The 20,647-nt window shown below is 61.4% G+C and carries 2 protein-coding genes (1 of these 2 cut by a window edge); both read right to left on the reverse strand.

All coding sequences use genetic code 11. The features are described 5' to 3' along the window. On the reverse strand, positions 1 to 12,460 hold the 5' end (the start) of the coding sequence (locus WBA38_RS16950) for a non-ribosomal peptide synthase/polyketide synthase (protein ID WP_424323154.1). 19,061 nt of this gene lie to the left of the window's left edge; only the first 12,460 of its 31,521 coding nucleotides appear in the window; the start codon lies at positions 12,458 to 12,460; the stop codon falls past the left edge of the window. 104 nt (positions 12,461 to 12,564) lie between these two features. Further along, entirely contained in the window at positions 12,565 to 20,598 is an 8,034-nt protein-coding gene (locus WBA38_RS16955; protein ID WP_424323155.1) for an amino acid adenylation domain-containing protein, read from the reverse strand. Between the last annotated feature and the right edge of the window lie 49 nt (positions 20,599 to 20,647).

Raw genomic sequence — 20,647 nt, forward strand, 5'->3', positions numbered from 1 at the left:
AGTCAAGGACGGCCAGCTCGACAGCGCCAAACGGTCCGCCGATATCCATCTTGCTTCCGGGATGCTTTGCCGAGCTGCCCGTGCCAACAATGGTCGTTTCCGTTGGTCCGTAAACATTGTGCAGGTGCGCACGCTCGGCCCAAGTATTGATGAGATCGAGCGGCACATTCTCACCGCCGACAGCCAGGATTCGAAGAGGTGTCCGTTCTGGCCGAAGGGTCTCTGCGACGCGTGGGGTCAGGAATGCATTCGCGATCCGGCGTTCGGTGAGGAAGTCCTCCAACTCGACGCCGCCGACAACCGACTGCGGCCTGATGTGGAGAGTTCCACCTACCTGGTAGGAGGTCAGCATCTCAAGTAACGAGGCATCGAAACTGGGTGAGGCGAACGAAAGCATGGCAGAACCGTCGACGACGCCCGTGCGATCGACATACGAGGCGGAAAAATCCGACAGGCCGCGATGGGTGACGGCAACTCCCTTGGGCTTCCCCGTCGAACCCGACGTGTAGATCACGTAAGCAATCGAATCGAGGTAGCGCCGCCCAACGATCTCTTCACGGCTCAGCTGGGCCGGCGAAGAACTCGAAAGCTCTGACCTGAACTCGACACCGTGCAGGTCAATCCATTTCGTGGCTTGATGCGGGAGCGCACTGAAGTCCGAGTTGGCAGTGAAGCCGAGCCGCGCGTTCGAATCTTCGAGCATGAACGCAATCCGGTCTGCGGGATACTCAGTGTCGACGGGCAGGAATGCTGCGCCAGCCTTCGTAATCGCCCAAATGCACAGATGCAGTTCCAGCGACCTATTCATCGCCACCGCGACTACATGCTCGGGCTTCACGCCGCGATTGATGAGTTGTCGGGCAAGGCGATTCGAAGCCTCGTCGAGTTCCCGGTAAGTCATCGCCGCGCCGTGGTCATCAACTACCGCGACGCGATCCGGACACCGGCTTGCGACGCTTGCCAGGAGGTCAGCGAGTGTCGATGGTTCAACCAGTGACGGTGACTTGACCGGCATCAAACGCGCACGATCGGCCTCGCCGAGGATTGTCAACGACCCGATGAGTTGGGCCGGTGATTCGACGAATTCGCCCAAGACCACCCGCATCGAGTTGACTGCGGCTTCGGCCAAGCCTGCGGGGAGGAGGTCGGGCCGGTACTTTGCCGTCAGAGTAAGTTCACTACCTCGGCTCGCAGCGGCGATGCTCAGCGGATAGTGGGTGGAGTCATTAGTCACCACGGACTTCACGGACAAACCGGCGAGCTCGCCCGCAGACGCGAGCGAATCCGCGTCGACTGGATACGACTCGTAGACAACCAGGGTGTCGAACAAGACAGGCTCGTCCAGCGCAGCCGAGATCTCCGGTAGGCCGACGTGCTGATGATCGAGGGTCGTGAGCTTTCGCTTCGCAAGTGCTGCCAACGCATCGGTCACCGAAGCACGGTCGTCAATGTCGACCATCACCGGGATCGTGTTGATAAAGAGGCCGACCATTTCGTCGATCCCCTCGACCTCCGGGGTGCGGCCGGAAACTGTCTCGCCGAACGTGACCGACCGCTGTCCGGTATAGCGACCGAGAACGACCGCCCACGCCAACTGCAGAATGGTCGCGACGGTGCTCCCACTCGTCCGAGCGAGTTGTTCCAGCCCGGCGAACTCATCCGGCAGCAAGACGATTGTGTGATCGATAGAAGCCTGCTTGCCGGCTCCGCGCTGCCCAGCCGCGACCAGCGTCGGCTCCTCGAATCCGTCAAGCGCCTTCTGCCAGGCACGCACTCCGGCATCACGATCTTGTTGGCTTAGCCACGACAAGTAGCTATCAAAGTCAACGCCGCGCCGTAGTTGCGCGACATCGGCTCCGGCGTATGCGGCAAATAGTTCGGCCAACAAGATTGGTCCCGACCAGCCGTCGAGAATGATGTGGTGGTTGGTCACAACGAGCGTCGCGCCCGCCGTCGTTTGAATGAGCACGAAGCGGATCGCGCCAGGCTCGCGCAGATCGAACGCTTCGGCAGCGGTCAGGTCCGCGACTTCGCGTACCTTGCGCGCTGCGGTGGCGTCATCGAGCGTCCGCAGGTCTACCTCTCTCCAGCTAAGGCGAGCTTCGGGCGAGATGACGGCAACCGAAGTCCCGAGCTCAGTGCGAACAAACGCGGCGCGAAGCAGGGCGCGATTAGCCAGCACCGTTTCCGCAGCGGCACGAAGGCGTACGCCGTCAACGGCGCCTTCGAGGTCGATCCGAACTTGCGAGAGGTAAAAATCTATCGGGTCGGCATCGGAGTCCTGGTCAGATGTTGTTGCGAGTTCGGACTCGAAAAGCAATCCGGCTTGCAGGGGTGTGAGGGGCCAGATATCCCACCGCGGATATGCGTTGTCGAGAATGTCCAGTTCGCGCTGGGATAGCTCGACCCCGGTGATGTCGGAGGGGGTCCTTCCGACAGCGACTCCAGATGAGACTTGCTCAGCAGTGCTTGTCAGTTCACGCATCCAAAGCTGCGCGATCGTTTCGGCGTCCTCCGCGCTGACTGCCCCTGGAATATAGGTCAGCTCACCTTCCAGAGCATACGATTCGCCCACGATATGGACCGAGAGATTGGCGGCCAGGGCAGCCGCAGGTACGAGGCCGCCGCTCAATGACCCCGGCAAACGCTCAGACTCGGTGACCGGACTAAAAGGCGGAAGCGGTTCTCCAGCATCTGCGTCGGGCGCGCGGCGCACACCCAGGAAATTGAATGCGATCTCAGGCAGCGCCCGGGTCTCCGCACTCGGCACGGAGCGCTGCATTGTCGACTCGTCCAGCCACAGTGCCCCGAAGCCGATGCCTTGGTCGGGAGCCGAGGCAATTTGCTCCTTGACTGCCTTAATCGTGCTGACAAGCGATTCCGGCTCGAGATCGCTCGACGGAACACGCACCGCTGAAACCGCGGTAAACCAGCCGACCGTCCGCCCCAGATCGGCACCGGGGGCAACGTGCTCGGCGCGTCCGTGGCCCTCGAGAAGGATCGGCACTCCATCTACATTGCGCTTCCCACCGATTGACCGTCCCCATAGGGCAACCGCGCGGCCCAAAGTGGCAACCAGCGCATCCTGGACCGTGCCGCCGAAGGCTGCGGGTACGGTATCGGCGAGTGCCCGCGCGACGTTCGAATCGAGTCTGATCGCGAGGGTTCGGGCATCGCGTTCTCGATCGATAGCGGGGTCGATTCGTCGGCGCAACAAGGAGCGGTTCGCTGAGCGCGCCCGTTGCTCCCACAGCTCCGCCTCGTCCATACGCAATACGGCCTGCTCTTGGAGAACCGTTGCCCACCGACGCGCTGTGGTGACTTCTGGCGCGAGGGCGAGTTCGGTGCCTGCAGTCGCCTGCGCCCAGGCGGTGGCCAAGTCGGCAACTATGACCGACCAAGACACGGTGTCGCACGCGAGGTGATGCGCGACCACGACGATGCGATTCTCGTTTGGCACCGTCACCGCGGCAAACATCGCCCCGACAGCGGGATCGAGCAATGCCAAGGCTTCTCGATGCCCTGAGAAGGTATCGGTGGCTCCGAAGCGGAGGGACGCGCTGCAGTCGAAGTCGGCTGCGCCCGCCGTAAGAATTTGCTCCCCTTCCACATCGTGGAGCGTCGCGGTCAACATTGGGTGGTTCTCAACGACCGCTGAAATCACCCTGCCGACAAGGTCAGAGTCCGCGTTCGCTGGGAGTTCGAGAATCGCAGCCTGCGAGTAGTCCGCAAGATCCGCCAGTTGCGGGCTGCGCCTCATCAACCACTTCATGACCGGCGTCATTGGCACCTCACCGACACCGCCGCCCGGTAGTTCGGCTAGAACATCGTGCACGATCAGCCGGTTTGCCTGAGCTAGTCCGCGAGCCGTCCGGTACTCAAAGATATCGCGAGGCCTCAAATCGAATCCGCTAGCACGCAGCGCCGATGACAACGAAATCGACATGATTGAATCGCCGCCGAGTTCAAAGAACGAGTCGGTCGCAGAAATCTTTGGCACGCCAAGCAACGAGGCAACGATTTCGGCGATACGTGCTTCGTCTCCGGCGAGCGGTTCAACGAACTCGCTGTGCCCGGACAACTCCGGCAGTGGCAATGCTCGCCGGTCAAGCTTGCCCATCGAGGTGCGCGGCAATTCCTCCAAGATGACGATCGCAGACGGAACCATGTAGTCCGCCAGTAGTTCTCGAAGGCGACGGTCAATGGACTCGACGTCCAGTTCACCAACTGCACCATCAGCTGATTCGGCGACGACATAGGAGACGAGGAGTGCGCGGCCGGCAGGCCCCGGAACGCCGACAGTTACTGCTTGGGCTACGCCGTGGCACGCGATCAACGCCGCATCAACCTCGGCAAGTTCAACCCGCTGCCCACGTACCTTGACCTGGAAATCCGTGCGCCCCGCGAACTCTAGGTCTCCATCTGTCCCCCAACGAACCAAATCCCCGGTGCGATACATCCGGGCACCTGGCTCACCATAGGGATCCGCGACGAAGCGTTCAGCAGTGAGGTCGGGGCGCAGAAGGTACCCGCGCGCAAGCCCATCAGCAGTCACGTAGAGTTCGCCGACGACGCCGACCGGTACGGGCTGCAGTCGAGCGTCCAGAACCAGCACCGCCACGTCGTTGATAGGGCGACCAATGGTCACTGCACAACCCGGCCGCATCTGAGAGTAGGTCGCCCACACCGAAGTCTCTGTTGGTCCGTACAGGTTGAACATCTGGCGGCCGCCGGTGGCCCAGCGGTCAACAAGGTCTGGCGGGCAGGCTTCACCCGCAGTCGTCAAGCGACGAAGCGATCCTCCGTTTGTGGTTGGAACTGTCGCCAACGCGGTGGGAGTAATCACTGCATCGCTCACACGATGACGGTCAATGAGATCGCCGAGGTCGGGGCCGCCATAAACGTCCGAAGGCGACACCACCAGCGGCACCTGTTGGGCCCGAGCCCAGATCATCTCGAAGAAGGCCGCGTCGAAGCTTGGTGAAGCGACGTGAAGAACACGAGCATCCACGTCGCCACGGGTCAAATTGCCCTGCGCCTCGATCAGCGCGGCAAGCCCTCGTTGAGGCACCACGACGGCTTTGGGTCGACCGGTCGAACCCGAGGTATAGATGACATACGCGGCATCATCCACGTGGGGTGGACGCACCAACTCGTCCACTGCGATCGAGTCGGGTGACAACTCTGCCATCTGCGCTGCGATGAGCGGATCGTCTAAGACCGTCCACCTGGTCGAAATCTCTTCGTCGGACTCGTGGACAGCCCCCGCCGCATCACCAACCTCCGAGAGAGTCAGCCCAATCCGAGTCCCGGAATCAGCGAGCATGTACCGCATCCGATCAGCCGGAAGCCGGGGGTCGATCGGCAAGTACGCCGCGCCGGTCTTAATCACTGACCACACCGCGATCACCGATTCTCGAGAACGGGGCACCCTGATGGCGACGACGTCGCCGGGCCCCACTCCGTCGGCAATGAGCCACCGCGCCAGCCTGTTTGTCGCCGCCTCAAAAGCCAGACCGTCGACTTCACCGTGCTCATCGATAATTACCGGGATACTCGGTGCCAGCCGCCGGTCAGCGAGAATATCGATCAGGGTGGAGGGCCGTGCCACTGACGGACCTCGCGCTGGAACCAACTCTCGGCGGGCAACCGGGCCCAGCAGATCAATATCACCAACTCGACCGTCCGCATCCGATGCGATCGCTTCGAGCACCCTCAGGAAAGTATCTCGGAACCGCTGAGCCGTCGATTCATCGAACAGAGCGGTCGCATAGCTCATGTGTCCGGTCAGCCCGACACTGCCTGCTGCGGTCCGGCGCTCTACGAGACCGAATTCCAGATCGAAACGCGCAGTACTGGTGGACAGGTCGTCTCCACGCACTCGCAAATCCCCGACTACGTACTCCTGGCCGTCGAAACTGGCGTCGCCGTCACGACGCTGGTATGTCATGCCCACTTGGAACAGCGGCGCATAGGCCGTCGAACGGTCCGGTGCCAGCAAGTCCACCAATTGCTCGAAGGGCAGGTCAGCTTGTCCAAATGCTTCGATGTCCGACGCGCGAATAGCATCTAGCGCCGCGGTTGCGGGCTGTCCCAATCCGATCTTGGTACGCAGGACGACGGTGTTGACGAACATACCGATCATGTCGTCTAGCTCGGGGCGACCGCGACCGGCGACCGCAGCGCCGATACTGACATCGTCGGTCGAGCCAAGCCGACCCAAGGTCACTGCCAACGCCAGATGGACCACCATGAATGGGGTCGCTCCGCGGCGGGCAGCTAGGTCAAGGACGCCCTCGACGGTCGCTGCGGGCACGTCGATTGGCAGTTGCCCGCCGGACGGGTCGAAGACCGCGGGACGCGGACGGTCGGTCGGTAGCGCGAGCAGTTCAGGGGCACCTGCCAGCGCGCCCCGCCAGTAGCTCGCTTGCTGAGCTGCAGCGGACTCGTCAGAGGCAGGATCGCCCAAGAAGTCGCGTTGCCACGCGGCAAAGTCCGTGTACTGCACTGGCAGGGGCTCAAGGTTGGGTGCGGTCCCCGCCGAGCGCGCCGTGTAGGCCACCAGGAGGTCACGGGCAAAAAGTGGCACCGACTGACCATCAAATGCAATGTGGTGCACCACCACGAGCAACGTGTGCTTGGAAACTCCGTCGGTCGCCAAAGCCACCCTGAGTGGTAGATCGGTAGTGACGTCGAAGCCCGCCATTCCCGCTGCCCGCGCTCCTGCTTCGGAGGAAAACACGCCCCAATTCAACGAGCGAACAGCCTCAGTGGGAGGGATGACGCGCTGGTGGGGGTGCCCGTCGCCATCCGGATCTACGGGGAAAACCGTACGTAGGATCTCGTGTCGCTCGACCACGTCGGTCAACGCATCGCGGAGTGCGTCAACGTTCAGTTCCCCGTCAAATTGCAACACCATCGGGATGTGATAAGCCGTCGAATCGGTGTCGAACTGGTTGATGAACCAGAGTCGCTGCTGCGCTGGCGACAGGTGGGGGCGATCTCCATGATCGCGCCGTTCCAGTACGTTCGCTGCTGTCCGAGGCCCGACGCGCACCGCCAGTTCACGAGGCGACGGGGCATCGAAGAGGTCCCTGATCGGTATGTCTGATTCCAACGCATCACCGATTCGCGCGATGACACGCGTCGCTGATAGCGAGTCGCCCCCAATATCGAAGAACGATGCGGTCGCGGACACTTCAGGAATGCCGAGGACGTCAGCAAATACCCGCGCGATTGCGTGTTCGGTTACGCCGACGGCAGGGACAAATTCCTCGGTGGTGAACACTGGCTCGGGCAGTGCTTTGCGGTCGAGCTTTCCCGCCGAGTTCATCGGGATGGATTCGATTTCACTCCACACGGTCGGAACCATGTACTCGGGAAGTTCGCGTTCGGCAGTCGCGCGCACAGCGTTGACGTCGAGCAAATGTTCGGGGATGGGTGCGAGGTAGGCAACCAGGTGTTGCCCGCCGCCCGGCGCGGTGGCGACAGTAACTGCCGCATGCATCACGTCATCAATGCTGGTGAGGACGGATTCGATCTCGCCCAACTCGATTCGCTGGCCGTGGAGTTTCACCTGGAAGTCGGCGCGCCCCAAGTACTCGAGTTCGCCGCTTTCGCGAGATCGTACAAGGTCGCCGGTGCGGTAGAGTCTCGCGCCCGGTTCTCCGAACGGATCAGCGACAAACCGCTCAGCCGTCAGATCTGCCCGCGCCGCATAGCCGCGAGCCAATTGAACTCCACCGAGATACAGTTCGCCCACCACTCCCGGAGGGGTGATGTGAAGGCGACTGTCAAGAACGTAGGCCGTCGAATTCCACATCGGCAGACCGATCGGAACCGTCAAGGGCAATGCCCGCGCGTCCTCACCTGAGAACTCCACCTGGTGATAAGTGATTTCGACGGCGGCTTCCGTGGGACCGTACAGGTTATAAAGCACCGCCTGCGGCAATGCGGCGCGGACCTGAGCGGCCAAGGTCGGAGGCAACGCTTCGCCGGTCGTCGAGACGATGCGCAGCCCATCCAGCTTCGCCAACCGATCCGGACCGAGGACATCGACAAACACCGACAAGACCGACGGTACGAAGTGGATCATCGTCGCACCCGATCGCATCACCAGGTCGGCCAAATACAGCGGTTCTAGGTGACCGCCGGGACGCGCGATCACGACGCAGGCGCCCGACAGAAATGGCGCGAAGAGTTCGGGCACCGAACAGTCGAATGTAAACGGCGTCTTAAGCACCACCCGATCACCGGGCAAAGTGTCCAGGCCCCAGCGCAGTCGATTCACGACCGCAGCGTGCGACAGCGTGACTCCCTTGGGCTTACCAGTGGAGCCGGAAGTGAATAGTGTGTAGATCGCCGAGTCCGGCGTCAGCACTCCGTTAAGTTCGTCTGCGGCTACCGCAGGGATATTCCGGCTGGGAATGTCGGCCTCGGCATCAACCTCTAGGATGCTGACACCGCCGGTCGCTGCCAGCACTCCCCGCACAACTCCGGCGACATTGGAATCGGCAGCGAACACCGCGGCTGCTACGCCGGCCGTCTCCGCCATGTATTGCACGCGGTCGGATGGCGTGTCTTCGTCGATCGGCACATACTGGCCGCCCGCCGTGACGATCGCGTGTATCGCGACGACCAGTTCGATCGACCGAGGAATTACCACTGCGACTGCAGTCTCCGGCCCGACACCCGCCGCGATCAACGCCCGCGCGAGCAACGCTACCCGCGCGCCAAGTTCGTGATAGCGGACTTCCCGGCCTTCAAACATCAAGGCCACGGCATCCGGTGTTTCCGCCACCTGCCGCGCCAAACAATCCCCGACCAGTTCCGGTGTGAGATCGACCCGCGCTCCTGTTGCGGCGCGCAAAGCCTCCGACTCGACCTTGTCGTTAACTACCCGGACATCCCCGACTGGCAGTGAGTCGTCAGCGAGCAAGGTTCGTGCCACCCGCTCGAACGTCTCGACAAATCCGGTGACGGTTGCGCTGTCAAAGAGATCGGTCGCGAATTCAACAACACCGGTCAGCGACACCCCGTCGTTGGCGGCGCTATCGCTCTGGAGGAAGGTGATCGCCAGGTCATGATCGGTGAGTTCGCGGTACTGCTCAATCCGTTCCACGCTCATCCCGGGGAGTTTGATGTCAGCGTTTCTGGTGTCCTGTAGAACCAGCAGGACCTGGAAGAATGGTGAGTGCGCCGTGCTGCGAACAGGATTGAGATCCTCGACGATCAAGTCGAAGGGCACGTCGGCGTGTCCAAAAGCGGACAGGTCGGCCGCCCGGACGTTGTCGAGAAGTTCTGTCAAGGTATCCGCGGGATTAATCTCCGTGCGCAGCACAACTGTGTTGACGAACATTCCGATGAGGTCGTCGAGCGCGGTGTCACCACGCCCGCCAAACGGAGTGCCAACGGTGATGTCCTGACTCCCCGAAAGCCTGGACAGTGTCACTGCCCACAGTGCGTGCAACACCATAAACAACGATGTGTTGTGTACTCGGGCAGCCACCTCCAACCTTGAGCCCAGTTCTGGGTCAATATCGAAGGTGACGGCTTGCGCCCTGTGGCTCTGGGTGCCGGGCCGGGGGCGATCGGAAGGCAGCGCAAGGACCTCGTCCGCGCCTTTAAGTCGGTCACGCCAGAACTCCAGTTGGCGCCCCGCCAGGGAACTCGGATCGGATGGATCGCCGATTGACCGATGCTGCCAACTTGAATAGTCGGCGTACTGGATTGGCAGGGCGGCCCACGATGGTGCTACGCCTGTACTTCGGGCAGCGTATGCCGTCATTAGGTCACGGGCCAGTGGGGTTAAGGAAGCACCGTCGACGATGATGTGATGCGCGACCAGAATAAAGAGGAATTCGGAATCTTCCGGCGCGTTCGGTCCGCCCTTGTCTTCGACCCTGAGAAGTGTGGCCGACAACGGTGCTCTGCGGCTCAGATCGAAACCCTGTCCGAGAACGCGGTTTAATTCAGCGTCGACACGGTCCGCCGCGACAGACAGCGGTGGCAAGATCTGTACGTCCGCACCGTGCGCGGGGTCATCGACGCCAGCAATAACCTGCTCCGGCACCCCGTCGGAAGCGACGAATCGCGTGCGTAGCGATTCGTGACGTCCAATAACGTCCTGCATCGCTTGGTCCAGCGCGGCAACATCGACATCGCCGCGCAGTCGCAGCACCAGCGGAACATTGTAGGCCGGGCTTCCCGGTTCAAACTCAGCGAGGAACCACATCCGGCGCTGTTCCAATGCCAGTGGGATTGGGCTGTCATCGATGGCTCGGGGCTCCAGTTGCGGGCCATCGTCCTGGCCGCGTAGGGCCAGTACTGCACAAAGTTCACGAATCGAGGGATTATCAAAAATATCTCGGACCCCGACTCGGACACCGAGCGCTCGGGACGCACGAGCCGCCACCTGTGTCGCCGCTAGGGAATTTCCACCGAGGTCAAACATCGACGCGGTGACGCTCGGATCGTCGACACCCAAGACCGCCGCGAAAATCTTAGCGACTACGACCTCGATTTCCCCCTCCGGTGCTGCGTACTCACTGCTACTCGTCAGGACCGGTTCCGGAAGTGCCCGCCGATCGAGCTTGCCGTTAACCGTGAGGGGCAACTGATCCAGCACGACAATGGCGTCGGGAACCATATAGCTGGGAACATGCTCACCTGCGAGACGTCGAATCTCGGCCGGTTCAAGATCATCGGCTCGGACCGCTGGGACCACGTAACCGACAAGTAAGTCTCGTCCGAGACCGTCCGCTTCGGAAAGCTCGTCCCCGCCACGGCGAGTCTTCACTGCGACCGCGGCGGCGGCCACACCTTCGGCGTTCAGGAGTGCAGCCTCGACCTCCCCCAACTCGATACGGAAGCCTCGCAACTTGACCTGTGCATCGCCACGACCCAGATATTCGAGATTTCCCGATCGCCACACTCCGAGATCTCCGCTGCGATACATCCGTGTGCCATTGCCAGCAAACGGGTCGGCGACAAAGCGCCCCGCGCTGAGGTCGAAGCGCCCCAAATACCCGCGAGTGACCTGGCTGCCACCGATATAAATTTCGCCGGGAACGCCCTCCGGTACCGGCTTAAGCCTCGCGTCGAGCAGATAAAGCGACAGCCCCGGAAGTCCCACGCCCACATCGGATGCCGCTGTCGCTGCCACCAATTCCGAGTCAAGCGCCCGAAAGGTTGAGTGGACAGTGGTCTCCGTGATTCCGTACATATTGACTAGAACAGGACCATCGCCACCGGAAGTCGCGGCACGGTCGGAATACCAACGACGTACTTGTTCAAAGTCAAGTGCTTCACCGGCAAAGATCATGTATCGCACTGACGCCGAGAAATCCCGCGAGCCTGGCCTGACAGCAGCGGCAAGCTGGTAGTACGCGGAAGGTGTCTGCGAGATGACCGTGGCTTGTTCATTGATGATTAGCGCCGCGAAATCGTCGGGGCTGCGCGTGGTAAGAAAATCCACCACCACCAGCCTCCCGCCGAACAGCAGGGCACCCCACATCTCGAAAACCGAGACGTCGAAGGCGTACGAATGGAACATGGTCCAGACATCTGTGTCGCCAAAGTCGTACTTCTCGTCCGCAGCCTTCATCAACGCGACAACGTTGCGGTGCTCAACGACCACGCCCTTCGGGCGTCCCGTCGACCCCGAGGTGTAGATCAGATACGCCGCGCACGACGGATCGATTGTCGCGGGAAGCTCCGATCCCGGCTGAACACCTGAACTGAATGCCAGCTCATCAAGGGTCACCCGCTCGACATCGAGGAACCCCAGCTTTTCGACGTCTTCGGGTTCGACGATCACCAGGACGGGTCTGGCATCTTCGACGACGAATCCGAGCCGGTCTTCGGGGTGAGCCGTGTCCAACGGCAGGTACGCCGCACCTGATTTGAGTACGCCCAGGATTGCGACAAGCACGTCGACAGTCCTACCCAACGCCAAGCCGATAACGTCTTCAAACCCGACCCCGCGCGCGGTGAGACCGAGTGCCACCGCGTCGGATTGGCGATCGAGTTCTCGATATGTCAGCTCGTGACCGGTTGCGTCGGAGACTGCCACACCATCCGCGTTCGTGCGAGCGATGGAGCGGAAGATACCGGGAAGTGAGGCCCATTCCCTGGTGCCTGCGAGCACGCTCGCCCGCTCACGGATTGTCGCGACTGCATTCTGCACGGCGGCGGCGACCGCGTCCGGCCCGCCAACAGTCCCGAGAGCAGCGGCGGCCGCAGCACCTACTGCTGCCTCTGGATCGAGCCCCTGCGCCTGGAAGATCTGCGCTGTCGCAGAGACTTGCGCGTTCAGCGTGCCGAAGCTGACAGGGCCGGCACCTGATTCGAACGCAACCGCCGTGGCGTCGATCGCAGCCCCCACCGCGACCAGGTGCGGAGTCGATGGCCGAAGGCCCCAGCCCTGCCGCAAGGTTGCTGCTATCGAATCAGCCGACACTGACGTTCACCGCCTTCCGCACGACTTTGACGGTCGTGCTTGTACTTACCCAGTTGGCTAGCGCACCCCGCAGCGACTACTCCTCCCCCAAGGACTATCTCAACTCAGGGGATCCCCGTTACCGAAAGACCACCCCCATCAGTTCCCCGCAATCCCAGGCCCAAAACAGTTTCGGCGTTTGTCCGGATCTGCTCGAGAATTGCGGCAAATGCCTCGGCACCGGCGGCCGCGAGAGAAGGCAAGGAACTCATCAGCACCATCGTCAATGCCGAGTCTGTGTCGCCGACGACTGCTGCCATCGCGGTCAGCGACGCGTGAATCTGCTCAAAGGTCAGAGCGTTTCCCGAATCAGATGCTGCGGCAGTGCCCGGCGCAATTTCGGTCGCCCGTGAAATCAATTCGGGGAGCGACAGCATGACGGGTTCTACGTCGACGACGTCGGCGATGTCGCGTTCATCGTCGAGGCGGATGTCCACATCCCCGACCGCCAGCGAGTCATCGGCCACCAATGCCTCGAGGACTCGTAGGTAGCGCTGGGCGAGCTTCTCGACCCGGTCGCGATCAAACAGATCGACCGCGTAGGAGAACCGCCCTTCCAAGTTGCCTGTCGAGTCGCTTTGAGGCCGCAGCGTCAATTGCAGGTCGACTTGTGCCGCAACCTCCTCCGGATCCCGGCCGACGATCCGCAGATCCGCAAGTTCCAGATCGGGAATCACGAAATTCTGGAATGAGAACATCACCTGGAAAATCGGATTGTGTGATGCTGCCGGACGTCCGACCACTCGTCCAACGATCGCCTCGAATGGCACATCGGAATGCGCCATGTCGCTGAGGTCGTCGGAATGAACCTTGCGCAGCAGTTCACCGAGGGTGTCGTCCGGCCGCACTCGAGTGTGAAGCGGAACCGAATTAACGAACATTCCAACGACGTCGTCGAGGACGTGTTCACTGCGTCCGGCGTGGGGCGTGCCGATCACGATTTGTTCCTGACCGGTTATGCGGTGCAGCAATATCGCGAAAGCCGCATGCAGCACCATGAACATCGTGGAACCGTCGCGTCTGGCAATCGCGTCAATTCCTGTCGCGAGCGACGCCGGGATGTGGACCGGTACCTGACCGCCAGTGAACGTCGGCGATTTGGGCCGCCGACGGTCAGCCGGAATACCGAGGACTTCGGGCGCATCCGAAAGCCGTTCGTGCCAATACTCAAGTTCTGCTTCCTGACGGGTGCGACCACCAGCGTCCGTCGTCGCCAATCGGTTGGCATGCCAAACCGCATAGTCGACGTATTGAATTGGTAGCGGCAGCCACGTCGGCCTGTCGCCCGCGGCTCTAGCGGCGTAAGCAGTCATGAGGTCGCGAGCCAGCGGTGCCATTGACGCACCATCTGCGGCAATGTGATGGACGACGAACGCGAGGACGAAATCGGCCTCGCCTCCGCTGTCCTTCGTGACTACCGGCAACAAGTCCAGTCGCACCGGTGGTTGATCGGCCAGAGTAAAGCCCCGAGAAGCGAGGCCGTTGACCGTCTCCGCGACGTTTTCGACATCGTCGGCCACCCGCAACTGAACAGTGCGCAGTGCTTCCTCCGGTGACATGATTCGCTGGACGGGCAGACCATCGACGCTCGGATACACCGTGCGTAGTGCCTCGTGCCGCACAACGAGATCGGCGACGGCGGCACGCAACGCCTCCACCTGAAGGTTGCCCCGAATATCAAATATCAAGCCGATGTTGTACGCCGCAGAATCCGGATCGGCCTGGTTTAACAGCCACATCCCTCGTTGCGCCGACGAGACCGGCAGATCCTGTGCACGACGCTCATCGGTTAGTGGGGCAATCGGGGAAGTGGATCCGTCCTCGTTCAGCATCGGCAGCGAGTCCACGGCAGCAGCCAACTCTGCTGGCGACGGGGCTTGGAAAACATCCCGCACGGACACGTGTCGATCGAGTACCGCGGACAGCCTCGACACCAGTTTGGTCGCGGAAAGGGAGTTGCCCCCGATTTCGAAGAAACTGTCGGTCACGCTGATCTCAGCTAGTCCCAGGATCTGCGCCATTAGGCCCGCAACCACGGACTCGGTGGCATTGCGTGGCGCGACGATCTCGACATCCGAAGATAGATCTATCGGCGGCAGCGCCCTTCGATCGATTTTTCCGACCGAAGTCACCGGCAACGAATCCAGGACCGTAATCGCCTGGGGTGTCATGTACTTCGGTAGCTTGGCGCGGGCAAACTGCATCAACCGATCCGCATCAGCATCGGCCCCTCGTCGGAGCGAAACGTACGTGGCGAGGACAAGTTGGCCGTCGCGTCCGGGCACTCCTAGGCTCACTGCGGAATCGACCTCGGGATGCGCAGCGATGACTGCATCGACTTCGCCCGGCTCGATACGCAAACCGCGGATCTTCAATTGGAAGTCGATCCGCCCGTTGTAGACGAGCCGACCGTCGTGGAGGCGAGTGACACGATCGCCCGTCTGATACATCCGTTTGCCCGTCGCGAATGGATTGGCCACGAAGCTGCGTGAGGTCAGGGCCATGCGACCCAAATAGCCGAGCCCCAGCTGATCCCCAGCGAGGTAGAGATCACCCGGTACTCCAATCGGAGTGGGCAGCAACGCCGAATCGAGTACGAGCGCCTGAACACCGGGCAGAGGCAATCCGATGGTGACACGATCGTCGGGCACCAGTGGGCCGTCGGCGGTAGCCCACACCGTTGCTTCGGTGGGCCCGTACAGGTTAAAGATTTGGCCGTTTCCGCGCCCCGCCCACTCTCGAGCGAGCTCTTCTGGGATCGCTTCACCGCCACTAAGTACCGTCGTCAACGACGGAACATCCTTCGGTTCGACTGTTGCCAACACTGCTGGAGTCAGCAGCGCGTGCGTGATCCTTCGTTCCGCGATGAGCTCCGTCAATGCTTCACCGCCGTAGACGTCAGCCGGTGACACCACCAGTTCCGCACCTGCCGAAAACGCGAGCATTAGCTCAAGAACTGAAGCGTCAAAACTCGGCGATGACACGTGCAAGACTCTCGCACCCGGTCCAGCTCGGAAATTAGTGCGCAGATTTACCGCAAAATTGGCGAGGCCGCGGTGGCCGATCACCGTCGCCTTTGGACGGCCTGTCGACCCCGAAGTGAAGATCAAATAGGCAGCATCGTCGATTTGTACCGGGCGTACACGGTCAGCATCTGTGATCCTGGCTCCAGATAGTTCAGTCCAAGCGGCCGATATTTCGGGGCCCTCGAAATCCAGCCACGGCACCGATCCATGTGCCTCGGCCAATGTCGCGCCTTCAGCACAAATGCCCAGTACCGCACCCGAGTCGACGATCATTTCGGTTTGCCGCGCTCTGGGCTGCAATGGATCGATCAGGACGAAGGCCGCACCCGCAGCGATCACTGAAAGTGTCGCGAGAACCGACTTATCCGAGCGGCTGATTGCCACCGCTACGACGTCGCCCGGCCCGATCCCGCGATTAATGAGCACCCGCGCCAACTGATTGGTAATGCGGCCGAGAACTTCGTAGCTGATCGACTGTCGACCGTAGGTGATGGCGGTTGACTTTGGGTTTGCGGCGATGGCACCTCGTTCCAGAATCGTCGCTAACTGCGCCGGTTCGGCTCCCCGAACGACTTCCTGGAGCGCCGATTCCAGCTGCAAACTGCCCAGCGACCGGTTCTCATTGGCGGCCATCTCGCCGAGCACCCGCACGAAAGACTGGCCAAGCAGGTCGATGGTCGAGGCGTCGAACAGATCGGTTGCGTAGCCGAACTCGACAGCAATCTGGGGTGTGTCGTCACCATCCTCAGCAGGCAGGACGGTGATCGCGACTTCAAGGTCAGTCTTAGCGACAGGGAGTCGAAGAGGTCGCGCCGTCGCTGCTACGGAGTCGCTCATCGGGTCGTCCAGCCACGTCATCGCTACCTGAAATAGCGGTGTGTGCGCCAGCGACCGCTGCGGTGACGCATCGGCGACGACGTCTTCGAAGGGCAGTTCGGAATGGTCGAGTGCCGCACCGAAACTGCGTCGCCCGGCGATGAGAAAATCCGCCACACTCAACCCGTGGGCCAGCCGACTGCGCAGCACCACGGTGTTGACAAACATGCCAACCATGTCATCGAGTTCCGGTGCACCTTGCCGGCCGTGAACGGCAATCCCGATCGCGACGTCGTCTGTTGACGCCATGCGCCCCAACACCACGGCCAAGGCTGCATGTGCGACGAGGAAACCCGTCGACCCGGTGCGGTCGGCGAGTGCGAACACGCTCTTCGATACATCGCGGGGAAGCACCCGGGTTCGGTAATCTCCGTGTCCGGAGGCAACTTGTGGCCGCAGGCGATCCGTCGGCAACTCCAAGAGTTCTGGCAAGCCCCGCAACGTGCCACGCCAGAACTCAAGGTCGCGATATGCACGCGACGAGGGGTCAGAGATGTCACCGAACTCAGCCCTTCTCGCCATGGCGTAGTCCGCATAGTGCCCGGTGAGCGGACGCCATTCCGCGGCCCGTCCCTGCTCGCGTGCGGCGTATGCCAGCGAAAGATCGCGCGTTAGCGGTACCAGCGACGCCCCGTCACCGGCAATATGATGCAAGACGATCAAGAGGGTGTCGGCCGACGCGTCACCAGAACAAAAGACCGTCGCCCGAATCGGCAGATCCGTGGTCAGATCGAAACCTCGTGATGCTTCAGCGACCAGTGCCCGGTCGAGGCCATCGGACGGGACCTCGCGCACGCTCACTAAGTCTTCAATCCCGATACTCTCGACGGGGAGAATCTGCTGCGCGGGCACTCCGTTGACTGCGGGGAATGTCGTCCGCAATGGCTCGTGTCGACCGATGACATCTCGGAGCGCGGCGCGCAAGACGTCGACCTCAATCGAACTCTCGAAGGTCACCGTGCCGGCCATGTTGTAGGTCGCCGAATCCGGGTCGATCCGGTTGACCAACCAAAGCCGCGATTGCGAAGGGGAAAGGGGAATCTGCGCGGGGCGAATTCCGTCGATCGCGTCCCCGAATAAGCCACTGGCGATCGAGTCGTCACGAGATTGGTTCGCCAGATCTGCGAGTGTTGCACCATCGAAGATCTCGGTAAGCCCGAAATTCATGTCGAGTTCACGCCGCGCGCGGGAGACCAGTCGTGCTGCCGACAGTGAATCACCCCCGAGCGCGAACAAGTTCTCGACCACACTCGGAGTCTCATTCAAACCCAGCAGCGTCGACACAAGGTCAGCCAACGCATGTTCGGCAGCATTCCGCGGGGCGACGTATTCTGCCCGACTGGATGTCAGCGAGGGTTCTGGCAGGGCGTTCCGATCGAGTTTGCCATTGTCCGTGACGGGAAACTCGTCAACAACAACAATGGCAGCAGGCACCATGTGCGAAGGCAATTGGCGGCGACATAGGGCACTCAACTCCTCAAGCCTCGTCTCGGTTTCCGACCGCAGGCGCACGTATGCCACCACAATCGGCCCGCCGGTCGGTCCGGTTCGGGCCAACGCTACGACCGCCTCAACCTCCGGACTGTCGCGCAAGACCCCTTCGATTTCGCCGAGCTCAACGCGCTGGCCCCGAATCTTAATCTGGAAGTCGGTTCGGCCGAGGTACAGGATGTTTCCATCCGCACGCCTGCTCACCAGGTCGCCCGTGCGGTACATCCTCGTCCCGCTCTCGCCGTACGGATTGGAGACGAACCGGTCGGCTGTCAGGTCCGGCCTCGTGATGTACCCGATAGCTAGCTGGTCACCCGCTAGGTACAGTTCGCCAGCCACTCCTACAGGTACTTGGCGCAGGTGATTATCGAGCACCAGCACCTCAGTGTTCGGCACTGGTTTACCAATCGGGATCTCATCGTCACCCGGTACAACCACGTACTCGGTGACATCAATTGCAGCCTCAGTTGGACCGTAGAGGTTGACGATCCGCGCCGCCGATCGCTCGGCGATGGCATTCGCCAATGTCGGGCTCAAAGCCTCACCCGAGGCGAAGACTGTGGCTACGTGATTAGGCAGGACCTCGCCGCTGTCCGCGAAAAGTTCCAACATCGACGGCACGAAATGCAGCGTTGTAACCCCGCCACGGCGAATCAGCTCGACTAGGTACGTGGGGTCGCGGTGACCACCGGGGCGAGCGATGACCATGCGCGCCCCCCTGGTAAGCGGCCAGATGAGCTCCCAAACGGACACGTCGAAGGTGAACGGGGTCTTGTAAAGTACGCCGTCGCTCTGCCCGATGGGGTAGTGGTCCTGCATCCATTGCAGCCTGTTCCGCAACGCTCCATGGCTGACCTCGACGCCCTTGGGAGTCCCTGTAGAACCCGAAGTAAAAATGACATAGGCCCCAGTTCCTGGATGAACTGGGCCGATCTCTCTTGAACCACTGTCGCCCACCTGATCGCCGATCGAGGCCAGGTAATCGTCGTCGATGATGACCGCCGGCGCGACGGTGCCGATAATAACCGCACGCCTGCCGACCGGTAGTTCGACGTCGACCGGGACATACGCCGCTCCACACGCGATAACCGCATGGATTGCAATAACCTGCCCGATTCCCCGCTCCAGATTTACCGCCACGCGGCAACCGGCGCCTACCCCGTCGGCACGGAGACGCGCCATCAGCGTTTCGCGACGTTCACCAAATTCTCGGTAAGTTAGCTCGGTATCGTCGGACTGGAGCGCCACTAGATCCGGATAAGCTGCAATTGCTTGGTCGACTAATTCGAGGACTGTCTTGACTGAGTCCTCGCCTGAGGTTGTCTCCCCGCGCCCCATGGCACAGAGATCCGCCGATTCCTCCGGCATGAGCAGGTCGATCTCACCAATCGGACGATCGAAGTCGCCTAGTAGCCGCGGGATGAAAGCGATGAACCTACCAACGTGGGACTCCAACTCTGCGTTGTCATACAGATTCGGATTGCCGTGCAAATCTACTGCCAGTTGCGCACCCGGCGCGGATTGGTACAGGTTAAGCCGCAAATCCTCCAGGATCCCTGAGGACAGAATATGGTAGCTTACCTTGGCCCCGCTCAGCTCGATTGGCTTGTCGAAAAACATCATGTTGACGATCGGCCCGAACGATGAGCTGTTGCCTTCGCCCATGCCTGCGTCTAATCGAATGTCCTCAAATCTGTACCGCTGGTGACGCAACGCCCCGATCATCTCGTTCTGAACTTGGCGCACCAAGTCACCCATCGATACCTGTGAGACGTCGCGCGCGCGAACCGGGAGCATATTGGAAAGCATGCCGCCAGCATTCTTAATGGCTGCGGTCGCACGGCCGGTGACGGGCAAGCTCATGACGACATCATCGGTGCCTGTCATCCGCGCCATGAAGGCTGCGAAGGCCGCCACCAACAGCGCGGCAACAGAACAATCCGAGTCCTTGGCGAGTCGCTCAATCTGCTCTTGCAGTTCGGCACTCAACCAATCCCCCGCCACCACATTCTGAGGAGCCAGCGCTACCGTCCGATCGTGGCGGGCAAGGCTCACGCGCTCCGGAAGTCCAGCCGCGTGTTCCATCCAGTACTGGCGGTCGCGCTCTCGACGAGGACCAGATCGATACGCCTCATCGTCTGCGACCAATGCCGCCAGATCGGCGTGCCGCGTCGGCGAAAAATCCACCCCGGCACGTGCGGCATTGTAGCGCTGCAACGCCGAAAGCAAGCTGGTCAGGGACGAATAACCGTCGAGCAGAATGTGGTGACCCCGCACATAAAGCAAGGTGTGATCGTCGTGGACCCTGAGCAATGCGATTGATGCCAATGGCCCAACCAGTAAGTCAACATTGGCCTGGTAGTCGTGATTCATCCATGATTTCGCGGCCGACATCGGATCTGGCGCATTCCGGAAGTCGACTCGCCGCACTGGCATGTCCATGGTCGGATCCACAACCTGCATTGGAATTCCGTCAATATCGACCAATCGGGTATATGGCGACTCGAATTCTCGACACGCAGCGATGACGCAATCCGCGAGCAAATCGGAGCGGAGGGAGACGCCTTCGTCTTCCCGAATGCTCAGGTAGTAGGCGATGTTTACCGAATAGTCGGGCGACAGACTCTCGGCGAACCACATCCCGTGCTGGGCGGCGGTCAACGGCAACATTTCGCGTTGACCCCCTACGACTCCAGCGATCTTCACAAAATCAACTCCCCGTCCTGGCAACTCTCTCCGTGTTAATTGCCGACCG

The sequence above is a fragment of the Gordonia sp. (in: high G+C Gram-positive bacteria) genome (assembly GCF_049647785.1).
Taxonomy (GTDB): Bacteria; Actinomycetota; Actinomycetes; order Mycobacteriales; family Mycobacteriaceae; genus Gordonia.